The sequence below is a fragment of the Actinoplanes sp. NPDC049802 genome (assembly GCF_040656595.1).
GTDB lineage: Bacteria > Actinomycetota > Actinomycetes > Mycobacteriales > Micromonosporaceae > Actinoplanes.
The window spans coordinates 13291-24452 of sequence record NZ_JBFAMR010000019.1 but is presented as its reverse complement, the minus strand read 5'-3'; the positions used below and the strand labels follow the sequence as shown (position 1 = coordinate 24452).

At 72.7% G+C, this 11162-nt stretch carries 10 protein-coding genes; 4 read left to right on the top strand and 6 right to left on the bottom strand.

The window, feature by feature from the left end; all coding sequences use genetic code 11:
* The first annotated feature begins 269 nt into the window (after nucleotides 1–269).
* The gene (locus tag AB0I88_RS15690) at nucleotides 270–878 is read left to right on the top strand and encodes an MBL fold metallo-hydrolase (protein WP_361023749.1); all 609 of its coding nucleotides are present in this window, start codon (nucleotides 270–272) and stop codon (nucleotides 876–878) included.
* 316 nt (nucleotides 879–1194) lie between these two features.
* Nucleotides 1195–1848, top strand: coding sequence for a DUF3159 domain-containing protein (locus tag AB0I88_RS15685; protein ID WP_361023989.1), 654 nt, complete (start codon nucleotides 1195–1197; stop codon nucleotides 1846–1848).
* Here the strand turns inward: AB0I88_RS15685 and AB0I88_RS15680 are convergent.
* Both AB0I88_RS15680 and AB0I88_RS15675 read right to left on the bottom strand, forming a co-directional pair.
* Nucleotides 1830–2420 carry a hypothetical protein gene (locus tag AB0I88_RS15680; RefSeq protein WP_361023746.1) on the bottom strand — a complete coding sequence of 197 codons (591 nt, stop codon included), beginning with the start codon at nucleotides 2418–2420 and terminating at the stop codon, nucleotides 1830–1832. The genes AB0I88_RS15685 and AB0I88_RS15680 overlap by 19 nt on opposite strands.
* Nucleotides 2417–3058, bottom strand: a complete 642-nt coding sequence (locus tag AB0I88_RS15675; protein WP_361023743.1) for a sigma-70 family RNA polymerase sigma factor — start codon at nucleotides 3056–3058, stop codon at nucleotides 2417–2419. The genes AB0I88_RS15680 and AB0I88_RS15675 overlap by 4 nt, the downstream gene beginning before the upstream one ends.
* Nucleotides 3059–3167: 109 nt before the next feature.
* On the opposite strand from AB0I88_RS15675, the gene AB0I88_RS15670 reads away from it, so the two are divergent.
* Complete coding sequence (locus AB0I88_RS15670; RefSeq protein ID WP_361023740.1) at nucleotides 3168–5330, top strand: molybdopterin oxidoreductase family protein; 2163 nt, start codon at nucleotides 3168–3170, stop codon at nucleotides 5328–5330.
* Between the two features lie 119 nt (nucleotides 5331–5449).
* On the opposite strand, the gene AB0I88_RS15665 is transcribed toward AB0I88_RS15670, so the two are convergent.
* From AB0I88_RS15665 to AB0I88_RS15650, 4 genes are read right to left on the bottom strand one after another with little or no spacing between them, the layout of a single operon-like run.
* Nucleotides 5450–6043: a response regulator transcription factor gene (locus AB0I88_RS15665; RefSeq protein WP_361023737.1), complete on the bottom strand. Its 594-nt coding sequence runs from the start codon at nucleotides 6041–6043 to the stop codon at nucleotides 5450–5452.
* Nucleotides 6040–7191, bottom strand: coding sequence for a histidine kinase (locus AB0I88_RS15660; protein ID WP_361023734.1), 1152 nt, complete (start codon nucleotides 7189–7191; stop codon nucleotides 6040–6042). Before AB0I88_RS15660 ends, AB0I88_RS15665 begins: the two co-directional genes overlap by 4 nt.
* 17 nt (nucleotides 7192–7208) lie before the next feature.
* Nucleotides 7209–7952, bottom strand: coding sequence for an ABC transporter permease (locus AB0I88_RS15655; protein WP_361023731.1), 744 nt, complete (start codon nucleotides 7950–7952; stop codon nucleotides 7209–7211).
* Entirely contained in the window at nucleotides 7949–8902 is a 954-nt protein-coding gene (locus tag AB0I88_RS15650) for an ABC transporter ATP-binding protein (protein ID WP_361023728.1), read from the bottom strand. The genes AB0I88_RS15655 and AB0I88_RS15650 overlap by 4 nt, the downstream gene beginning before the upstream one ends.
* A 325-nt stretch (nucleotides 8903–9227) precedes the next feature.
* On the opposite strand from AB0I88_RS15650, the gene AB0I88_RS15645 reads away from it, so the two are divergent.
* Nucleotides 9228–11162, top strand: a 1935-nt coding sequence (locus tag AB0I88_RS15645) for an AMP-binding protein (protein ID WP_361023725.1), incomplete at its 3' end; no start/stop codon positions are given.

Genomic DNA, 11162 nt, shown 5'->3' with positions numbered 1-11162 from the left:
GGCGCCGGTACCCGCCTGCCCGGTCTCGGCCAGCCGCTGGTCGTAGCCGCCGAGTGGTCGATGTGCGGCCTGGCGGCGCCGGTACCGGCCGCTGGCTGACCTGTGAGCTACACCAGCGACGTCACGGCAAGGAGCAGGATCCAGGCGAGGAAGCTGCCGCCGAAGCAGATCAGCGCGCCGGAGTCGGCGGGCAGCCCAGCGACCGGTTGCGCACCACCCGGTCCGGCGAGTGCTTAGCGATGCCCGGGAATTTCACGGACAATCCGAGAATGCTGCGAGTGGATCACGGTGTCGTCGCGGGCACCTTCAGCCTGGACGGCCAGACCTTCGACGTCGACAACAACATCTGGGTGGTCGGTGACGACGACGAGTGCGTGGTGATCGACGCGCCGCACGACGTGGACGCGATCCTCGCCGTGGTGGGTGATCGTCAGGTACGGGCGATCGTCTGCACCCACGCCCATGACGACCACGTCCGCGTCGCCCCCGAGCTGCGGGACCGGACCGGCGCCCCGATCCTGCTGCACCCCGCCGAGTGGCCGCTGTGGGAGATGACCCACGGTGACGGGGTGTGGTGGAACATCGACCTCGCCGACGGCGCCCGGATCGAGGTGGCCGGGTCGGTGCTGGAGGTGCTGCACACACCCGGCCACGCCCCGGGGGCGGTCTGTCTGCACGTTCCCGAGCTGAACTGCGTCTTCACCGGCGACACCCTGTTCAACGGCGGGCCGGGGGCGACCGGCCGGTCCTACTCGGACGCGGAGCTGATCGTCGAGTCGATCCGGGAGAAGCTGCTCGCCCTGCCGGACGCGACAGTGGTGCACACCGGGCACGGCGACGACACCACGATCGAGGCCGAGCGGTTCCGGTTGGTCTGACCGGGGTCCATGAGCCCGGGGAGCCGGGCCACCGCGGCCATTGCGATCAGCCCGGCCACCGCGGCCAGCCCGGCCATCGGGTCAGCCCGGCCATCGCAGCCATCGCGGTCAGCCCGGCCATCCCGGCCATCGCGGCCACCGGGGTCAGCCCGGTGGTCGCGGCACCCGCCGGACCCGGCGGGGAGGCCGCGGGGAGCAGGCGGAACAGCCTCGATGCTGGTGGGTGGGCGGCGCCCGTACCAGAAGAATGGCCCTGGGGTTCTGGGTTCGGTGAGGAAGGGTTAGGGTGGCCTAACCTCACAAGGGGCGGGTGGAGATGGCGCAGCCGGAGTCGTTGGCGGAGTTGCTCAATGGGCGGCGGGCCGCGGTGGACGCGTCGCTGCCCGCGGTCGGGTTCGTGGCCGGGTGGCTCGCCTTCGGGGAGTCGATCTGGGCCGGGGCGATCGTGGCGGTGCTGTCGGCGATCGGGGTGTCCTGGTGGCGGCTGCGTAAGGGCGACAAGCCGCGGGCCGTGCTGATCGGGCTGTTCGTGGTGTGTGTGGCCGCTCTGATCGCGCTCGTCACCGGCAAGGCGGAGGACTTCTTCCTGCTGCAGTTGCTCAGCAACGGGGCCAGCGCACTCGCCTGGATCATCAGCATCGTGATCCGGTGGCCGCTGCTCGGGATCGTGGTCGGGACCGTGCTGGGCCAGCGGACCCGCTGGCGGCGGGACCCGGCGCTGCTGCGCGCCTATTCGCGGGGCAGTTGGGTGTGGGTGATGCAGTACGTGATCCGCGTCGCCGTGTTCCTGCCGCTCTACCAGGCGGGGTGGATGGAGGGCCTGGCGGCGGCGCGGCTCGGGCTGTCCGGGCCGCTGATCGCCGCGTGCCTGGCGGTGAGCTGGTGGGTGATCCGCCGCAGCCTGCCGGCGGACCACCCGGGACTACGTCATCCGGTCGTCGGCGATCCGGCTCAGAAGGCCGCCTCGTAGAGTTCGCGCAGCCCGGGTGTGTCGGCCGGGCCGCTGTAGCCGCAGATCAGGACGTCCGGGCCGGCGCTGGACACCAGGTACTCCCGGCCCGGTTCGAAGGCGCCGCCGCCGAGCAGCAGTTCGGGGTTGCCGCCGGGCTGGTTCATCGCGATCCGGGGCACGTCGGCGCCGTGATAGTTGTGGGTGACCTCCATCAGGACGGTGTCGCCGTCGATCTCGGCGACCCGGCCGGCGAAGGCGAGGGAGGCCCGCTCGGCCAGCCGTTCGGGTTTCGGCTCGGCGCATTTGGCCTGCCCGCCGGCCGGGAGCTGGATCGACGGCACCGGTGCGACGGACGGCACCGCGGAGATGATCGCGGGCGGAACCGTCTCCGTTTCCGGGCGCAGGGTCGCCCAGGCGGTGCCGCCGGCCAGCAGGACGAGGGCCGCGGCGACGGGCGGCGCCCAGCGGCGGGTGTGGATGCGGGACATGGCTTCCTCCACGAGGTGTTCGACCTGGGCGGGGGAGGCGGGTTCCAGCGGCGCGGCGGGGTCGGCGCGGCGCAGGCGTTCCCGGAGTTCGTCGTCGGTCACGTTCGGCTCCCCTCTGTCGGCCTTCCATGTCCGGCGGCGGGGCCGGTCTTTCGCGGCGGCTCGGAATCGGGCGGATTTTCACCGAACGGCTGCGAGCCGGGCGGCTGCGAGCTGGACGGCTGCGAGCTGGACGGCTGCGAGCTGGGCGGCACCGAGCCGAGCAGTTCCTCGCGCAGCCGCCGGCGGGCCCGGTGCAGGCGGATCGAGGCGGCGTTCGCCGTGATGCCGAGAACCACCGCGATCCCGGCCGGGGTGAGGTCCTCCCACGCCCACAGCCGCAGCAGTTCGGCGTCCTCGGGACGCATCCGGGCCAGGGCGGCGGCCAGGTCGCCGTCCGGCGGGGACGGGCCGTCGACGGCGGCCGGCGGCGGGTCCAGCCGGGAGATCCGGGCGATCAGCCGGAACCGGCGGCGGTTGGCCCGGTCGGCGTTGGCGAGGCAGTTGCGGGCCACCGCGTACGCCCACGGCAGATACTCCTCCGGCATCTCGTCGAAGCGCCGCCAGCAGATCAGCAGCGTCTCGGAGAGCACGTCGTCGGCGGTCGCCGGATCGGTGCGCCGGGCCAGGTAGCGGCGCACGGCGTCGATCACCGCGGGGGCCAGCCGCTCGAACCGGGCCCGGCGCGAGTCGGAGTTCACGAGGTCCACACCCGTTCATGTCCGGCGGCCGGGCCGGTCTTTCAGCGGCACCGATCTTGGATTCGGCGTGGCAGGATACCGACCAGTAACCCAGCGTTGGGAGACGGCCATGCGGACCGCGTACCGGACCTGCCCGCTCTGTGAGGCCGCCTGCGGCCTGGAGCTGTCCATCGACGGCGATCGGGTCGTCGCCGCCCGCGGCGATCGCGAGCACGTGTTCAGTCACGGCTTCGTGTGCCCCAAGGGCGCGACGTTCGGGCAGCTCACCGACGATCCGGACCGGCTGCGCCGGCCGTTGGTCAACGGCGCCGAGGCGAGCTGGGCGGAGGCGTTCGCCGCGGTCCGTGCCGGGTTGCGGCCGGTCATCGAGCGGTACGGGGCACACGCCGTCGCCCTCTACCTGGGCAACCCGAACGCCCACACCATGTCCGGCGGCCTCTACCTGGCCCCGTTGATCCGGTCGCTCGGCAGCCGCAACGTCTACTCCGCGAGCACCGTCGACCAGATGCCGAAACACGTGTCCTGCGGCTACCTGTTCGGCAACCCGCTGAACATGCCGGTGCCCGACCTGGACCGCACCGATCTGCTGCTGATGCTCGGCGCCAACCCGTGGGAGTCGAACGGCAGCCTCGCCACGGCCGCCGACTTCCCGGGGCGGCTGAAGGCGATCCAGGCGCGGGGCGGGCGGTTCGTGGTGGTGGATCCACGGCGTACGCGGACCGCCGAGCACGCCGACGAGCACCTGTGGATCCGGCCGGGGACCGACGCGTACCTGCTGTTCGGGATCGTGCACACGCTCCTCGCCGAGGATCTCACCGACATCCCTTCGTATGTGTCGCAGGTCGAGCCGGTCCGGGAGCTGGCCGCCGGCTTCCCGCCGGAACGGGTCGCCGACGTCTGCGCGATCCCGGCGGAGCGGATCCGCGGCCTGGCCCGGGAGCTGGCCGCCGCCCCGGCCGCCGCGGTGTACGGGCGGATCGGCACCTGCACGGTCGAGTTCGGCACCGTCACCAGCTGGCTCATCGACGTGGTCAACATCCTGACCGGAAACCTGGACCGGCCGGGCGGCGTGATGTTCCCGCTCGCACCGCACCTGTCGGGCGCCGCCAAACCGGGCAGGGGTTTCCGGACCGGGCGCTGGCACAGCCGGGTCCGCGGGCTGCCCGAGGTGAAGGGGGAGCTGCCGGTCGCCACCCTGGCCGAGGAGATCGAGACACCCGGTGACGAGCAGGTCCGGGCGCTGATCACGGTCGCCGGGAATCCGGTGCTGTCCACACCCAACAGCGCACGCCTGGACCGGGCGCTGGGCACGCTGGACTTCATGGTGAGCGTCGACCCGTACCTGAACGAGACCACCCGGCACGCCGACGTGGTGCTGCCGCCGACCGACTCGCTGCGCAAGGGCCACTACGACTTCACCTTCCTGGCGCTGTCGGTGCGCAACTTCGCCGCCTACTCGCCGCCGGTGCTGCCGCCCGAGCCGGGAGTCCCGGACGAGTGCGACATCCTGGCCCGGCTCATGCTGATCGTTCTCGGGCAGGACGACAGCGACCCCGATCTCGTCCACGACCGGCTGCTGCGACAGGCGCTGAGCCGGGTCCCGGAGGACCGGCACGGCCTGGTCACCGGGGACCATCCGGCGGAACGGCTGCTCGACGTGGCCCTGCGCGCCGGGGCGTACGGGGACGGTTTCGGGGACGACCCGGACGGGCTGTCCCTGGACCGGCTGAAAGCCGAACCGCACGGCATCGACCTCGGACCGCTTCAGCCGCGGATCCCGGCCGTGCTGCGGACCGCCTCCGGCACCGTCGAACTGTGCGCCCCCGAACTGGCCGCCGAGGCGGGCCGGCTGCGCCGGGCCCTCGACCGGGAACGGACCGGCGGCCTGGTCCTGGTCGGCCGGCGCCATCTGCGGTCCAACAACAGCTGGATGCACAACGTCCCGGCCCTGGTGAAAGGCCGGGACCGGTGCACCCTGCAGATCCATCCGGCCGACGCCGAACGGCTGGCCGTCGCCGACGGGGATGCCGTACAGGTCACCTCACGGGCCGGTGGGCTGGTGGTGCGGGCCGAGATCACCGACCGGGTGATGCCGGGCGTGGTGAGCCTGCCGCACGGCTGGGGTCACGACCTGCCGGGCACCCGGATGGCGGTCGCCGCCGAGCATCCGGGTGTCAACTCCAACCTGCTCACCGACGAGCTGGTGATCGACCCGCTGTCCGGTAACAGCGTGCTCAACGGGATCCCGGTCGAGATCAAGCCGGTTTCCTGAGGAACCGGGGGATCAGCCCGGCGGTCGCGGCACGGGCCGGGCCCGGCAGAGGATCGCGGTGCGCCACGGGACGGGATCGCTGCGGTTGCCGACGGTTTCGCCCGTACCGGATGAGGCTTTCAGATCCACCCCATCCGCTGAGCGTGATGGATCGCGGTGATGCGGTTGGCGGCGCCCAGCTTGGTGATCGCGTTGGAGAGGTAGTTGCGCACCGTGCCCTCGCTGAGATGCAGCCGCCCGGCGATCTCGGCTACCGAGGCGCCGCCGGCGGCGAGGGCGAGAGCGTCGCGTTCCCGGTCGGTGAGCGGGCTCTCGCCGGCCATCATGGCCGACGCGGCCAGCTCCGGGTCGAGGTAGCGGCCACCGGCGTGGATGCGGCGGATCGCGGTGGCGAGTTCGGTGCTGGAGGAGTCCTTCGGGATGAAGCCGCGCACCCCGGCGGCGATGGCCCGGCGCAGGTGGCCCGGGCGGGCGAAGGTGCTGAGGATCAGCATGGCCCGGCCGGGCAGCCGTTCGGCGACGCTGAGCCCGTCGAGGCCGGGCATCTCGATGTCCAGGACGATCACGTCCGGCTGGTGGGCGGCGACCGCGGTGAGCACCTCGTCGCCGCGGCCGCACTGGGCGACGACGGTCAGGTCCTCCTCGAACTCCAGCATCATCGCCAGGGCCTCACGAATCAGATGCTGATCGTCGGCGAGCAGGACCCGGATCACGCGGCGACTCCGATGGGGGCGGTGGCGCGGACCAGGAAGCGGCCGTCGCCGGTGGGTTGAGCGGTGAGCGAGCCGCCGATCGCGGCCAGGCGCTCGCCGAGGCCGGCCAGCCCGGTGCCGGACGTGCCCGATCCGGCGGTGGCGCCGTCGTTGACGACCTCCAGCACGGCGGAACCGTCGACCTCCCGCAACGACACCCGGCACCAGGTGGCCGAACTGTGCCGCAGGATGTTCGTGGCGCTCTCCCGCACCACCCACGCGAACGGGCCGGCCGTCTCCGGGCCGATCTCGCCGGGCGGCAGGTCGATCTCGCAGCGCACCCCGTCCGCCTCCAGGATGGCGCGGACGCTGTCCAGCTCGGACGACAGGTCGAGGACCCGGTAGCCGCGAACCGCCTCCCGGATCTGCCGCAGACCGTCCTGCGCCAGCCCGCGGACCGCGGCCATCTCGTCGGCGGCGCGGCCCGCGTCGATGGCGGTGAGCTTCCCGGCCAGCTCGCTCTTCACGGCGATCACCGACAGGCTGTGGCCGACCAGATCGTGCAGGTCCCGGGCGAACCGCAGCCGCTCCTCGGTGACCGCCAGCCGCGCCTCGGCGTCCTTGCTGTCGTGCGCCTGCTCGGCCAGATCCAAGATCCAGATCCAGAGCTTGTTCGCGTACGGCAGAGTCAGGCACATGATCCCGTAGACGACGGCGGCCACCGCGACCGGAATGTTCTGCGGTCCGGGGTCCAGCCACTGCAGGAGCACACAGACCGTGGCCGTGCCGGCGGACAGCAGCGTGGTCGCGAGCCGCCCGGTGCGGACCGTCACGAGGCTGACCCAGGCGATCGGGATGAGCCCCCAGCTGACCGGCTCGGCGTCCTGCGCGATCAGGATCACCAGGCAGGCGGCGCCGGAGATCACGGTGTCGCGGCGGACCTGCCCGGCCTGCCTCGGCCAGCCGATCGACACGGCACGGATCAGGCGCCACACGTACCAGTTGAACACCATCAGGGCGAGCAGGGCGACGGTCAGGTGAACCGGCTCGGGCCGCTCGTCGGCGACGTGCAGCAGCACCCCGCCGAACGCGCCGAAACAGCTCATCACCAGCGTGAAGGACAGGCTCCACATGGTGATCCTGCGGGCTCTGTGCACACCACCGGTCATACCGGACACCCTAACGATCAGCCGCGCCGCGGGTCCCAGCGGAAGTACCGCCGGGCCACCACCGCGGCGACCGTCACCCACACCGCCAGCAGACCCAGATTCCGCAGCACCGCACCGCCGTCGCCGAGGAAACCGGTACGGATCAGCTCGGTCACCGGAGTCATCGGCAGGAACCCGGCGATCCGGGCCAACTGCTTCGGCAGGGCGTCCAACGGCACCACCGCCGGCGACAGGAACAGGCACAGGAACATGAACGGGACGGTCGCGATCTGCGCGATCTCACCGGTCGTGCTCACCCCGGAGATCGCCATCGACACCAGGCTGAACAGGGCCGCCGCCCCCAGCACCCCGGCCAGCAGCAGCAGCGGGTTCTCCGGCAGGCCGACACCGAGCGGCACCGCGGCCACGCACAGGGCGATCACCTGGAGCAGGTAGACGGCGGTCGCGCCGACCGCGCTGCCACCCAGGATCGCGGTCGCCGAGGCGGGCCCGCCGAGCAGCCGCTTCAGGACCAGCTCCTCCCGGCGGGTGGTGTAGAAACCGGCCAGGTTGACCAGCGGGGCGAACAGCGCCAGCGTCGCCACCTGCCCGGTCAGCATGAACGGAACCTGGTCGGCGGCCTGCGCCCGGGCCGTGAAGATGAGGAAACCGGCGACCAGCAGAGGCATCAGCACGGCGTTGGTGAGAGCCGACCGGTTACGCAGGATCAGCATGATGTCGACCCGGGCCAGCCGGACGGTGTGCTTGAGGTCGGTGGTCATCGGTTCTCCTCCACGATGGTCAGGAAGACGTCCTCGAGCGAGGCGGGGCGGACCGACAGCCGGTCCAGGGTGACGTCGCGCGAGGCGGCCCAGGCCAGCAGCGCCGCCACGGTCCGGTGGGCGCGGCCGTCCGGCTCGCCGCCGGTCACCGTGTACCGGGCGACCGGCAGACCGTCCTCGACCGTGATGTCCGGGGCGCCGCCGACCGGGGGCAGCGTGTCGATCGGGACGTCGGCCGGCACCCGGAACGCGATCCGGTCGCCGTGACCGGCCACCACCTCGGACACCGTGCCGGCGGCGCGGATCTCACCCCGGTGCATGATCGCCACCTGGTCGGCGAGCCGCTCCGCCTCCTCCAGATAGTGGGTGGTGAGCAGCACGGTCGTCCCGGACGCGACCTGATCCCGAACCAGTTTCCAGGTGGCGATCCGGGCCTCCGGGTCCATGCCGGTGGTCGGCTCGTCGAGGAACAGCACCTCCGGGCGGCCCACCACGGCGAGCGCCAGGTCGAGGCGGCGCTTCTGCCCACCGGAGAGCTGCCTGACCCGTACGCCCGACCTGTCCACCAACCCCACCAGGTCGAGCACCTCCGCCCGCGTCATCGGGGCGGGGTAGAGGTCACGCCACAGGTCGACCGTCTCCGCCACCGTCAGATCACCCAGCAGGCCACTCTCCTGCAGCATGATCCCGACCCGGGGCCGCAGCGTCTTCCGCGACCGGTACGGATCAGCGCCCAGCAGCCGCGCCGTCCCGCCCGCCGCCGGCCGGAACCCTTCCAGGACCTCCATGGTGGTCGTCTTGCCGGCCCCGTTCGTGCCGAGCAGGGCGAACAGCCCACCCGCCGGGACGGTGAAGTCGATCCCCGAGACGGCCTCGAAGTCGCCGTAACTCTGGCGGAGGCCGCTCACCTCGATGGCGGTGCCGGCGCGGGTCAGTGTCTGCGTGCTCATGCCCACCATGGTTCGCGAGCACGCCGCACCACGGCAGTCGCCGCCGTCAACGATCCGGGATGACAGATGTCATCTCCAGCGTGTGGATTTCGCCCGCGCTCCGTGCGCCCGGTCGTGTGTGTGGATTTCGGGCGCGGAGCGGACCCGAAACCCACACGCCGGATGGCCGGTGGTCTCGCCTGAGCGTGGGGAGTGGCGGGGTGATCCGCGCCGTGTCTTCTGTGTGTGGATTTCGGGCGCGGAGCGGACCCGAAATGCACACGCCGGATGGCCGGGCGTCCTACGTGCCGGCGCCGGGTTTGCGGCCCTCGGTAGGGTCATGATCATGACGCTGACCGATGTGCTGGTCCGGGCCGCAACCGTCGCCCCGGATCAGGGCATCGTCCTCGTCGGCGATCCCGATCGGTTCCTCACCTTCCCCGAACTGCACACCGACGCCCTGCGCATCGGCGGCGGCCTCCGCGCGGCCGGGCTCGGCGCCGGCGATCCGCTGCCGGTCATCGCCGACGACAGCGCCGACTTCCTGGCACTCTTCTGGGGGGCCGTGTACGCGGGCGCCGTACCCGTGCCCCTCCCGCCGGAACCGCGCCGCCTCGCCGCCGTCTGGCGTCACCTGGGCCGCCCACCCCTGGCAGGCGATCTCGCCACGCCCGGCGCCACCCTGCTCTCCCCGCGCGACCTCCGCGCCGCCTCCCCTCTACCCGCCCCCGTCCCGGTACGAGCGGACGACCTCGCCTTCCTGCAGTTCTCCTCGGGCAGCACCGGAACGCCGAAAGGTGTCGAGCTCACCCACGCCAACGTGGTCGCCAACCTGGCACAGGCCACCCAGGCCGGTGCGGTGACCGGCGACGACGTCGTGGTCACCTGGATGCCCTACTTCCACGACATGGGCCTGATCGGCACCCATCTGGCCCCGCTGTACGCCCGCTGCCGCCAGATCCGGATCAGCCCGCTCGCCTTCGCCAAACGCCCCGAGACGTGGCTGCGCGCCACCGCCGAACACCGGGGCACCGTCCTGTCGGCCGCCAACTTCGCTCTGGCCCTGGTGAACCGCCGGGTGCCCGATCCGGTCCTCGACGAACTGGATCTGAGCAGCGTCCGCCTTCTCATGGTCGGCGCCGAACCGATCTCCCCGGCCGTGTGGCGCACCTTCCGCTCCCGGCTGGGCCGGGCCGGCCTCGCACCCGGCGCCATGCAACCGGTCTACGGCCTGGCCGAGGCCACGGTCGCCGTCGCCTGCCCGCCGCTCGGCGTCCCCGCTGTGCCTGTCCGCCTGAGCCGGGCCGCCCTCTCCCGCGGCGTCGCGCTCACCGTCCCTGAACACCCACCGCTGCCCGGCCCGCCCCCGTCCGGGCCTGGCGCTTCGGCCGCGCCGTCGCTCCCGTCAGGCGTGCCTCCCGGCGCGCCGCCCGCCGCCGGACCGGCAGGGGCGGCGGCGGGCGACGGTGGGGAATCCGTCGTCGAGCTGATGGACGTCGGTTTCCCGGTGCCCGGCTGCGAGCTGCGCATCGTCGACGACGAAGGCGGTGACCTGGAGGAGTGCCTGGTCGGTCACGTCCAGGTGCGCGGCCCCAACGTCACCCGCGGCTACCACCGGGACGAGACCGGCTCCGCCGCGGCCCGCGACGGCTCCTGGCTGCGCACCGGTGATCTCGGTTTCCTCCGTGGCGGCCGGCTCGTCGTCACCGGCCGGCACAAGGACGTGCTGTTCGTGAACGGCCGAACCTTCCACGCCGCCGACCTGGAGGAGGTCGCCGCCGCCACCCCCGGCTTGAGCCCCGGCCCGATCGCCGTCGTCGGCGCGACCGATCCGGTCGACGGCCGCGAGCGGGTGGTGGTGTTCCTGTCCGCGCCGTCCGTCCGCGCCGACGCCATCCTGCCCGCCCAGGTCCGGGCCCGCGTCGCCGAGGCCCTCGCCTACGACGCCGTCCGCGTGGAGGTGGTCCCGAACGGCGTTTTCGCCCGAACCACCAGCGGCAAACTGCGCCGCCAGGCCCTCCGCGACCGCGTCACCCAGCCCGCGCCCTCCCACCCGGGCGTGGTCCCACACCCTGAGGTCGGGCAGCCGGCACCGGCGCGACGATCGGTTTCGGTCTCGACTCCCGGATCGGCGTCGCCGCCCGCGGCGGCCGCCCGATCCGGCCCGGACCAGCCGCCCGCGCCGTCCGCCCGATCCGGCCCGGACCAGCCGCCCGCGCCGTCCGCCCGATCCGGCCCGGACCAGCCGCCCGCGCCGTCCGCCCGATCCGGCCCGGACCAG

Excerpts from the sequence above, each read along its gene's own strand:
- AB0I88_RS15690 (WP_361023749.1), top strand. The coding sequence starts at position 270 with ATGCTGCGAGTGGATCACGGTGTCGTCGCGGGCACCTTCAGCCTGGAC.
- AB0I88_RS15685 (WP_361023989.1), top strand. The coding sequence starts at position 1,195 with ATGGCGCAGCCGGAGTCGTTGGCGGAGTTGCTCAATGGGCGGCGGGCC.
- AB0I88_RS15670 (WP_361023740.1), top strand. The coding sequence starts at position 3,168 with ATGCGGACCGCGTACCGGACCTGCCCGCTCTGTGAGGCCGCCTGCGGC.
- AB0I88_RS15660 (WP_361023734.1), bottom strand. The coding sequence starts at position 7,191 with ATGACCGGTGGTGTGCACAGAGCCCGCAGGATCACCATGTGGAGCCTG.
- AB0I88_RS15655 (WP_361023731.1), bottom strand. The coding sequence starts at position 7,952 with ATGACCACCGACCTCAAGCACACCGTCCGGCTGGCCCGGGTCGACATC.
- AB0I88_RS15650 (WP_361023728.1), bottom strand. The coding sequence starts at position 8,902 with ATGAGCACGCAGACACTGACCCGCGCCGGCACCGCCATCGAGGTGAGC.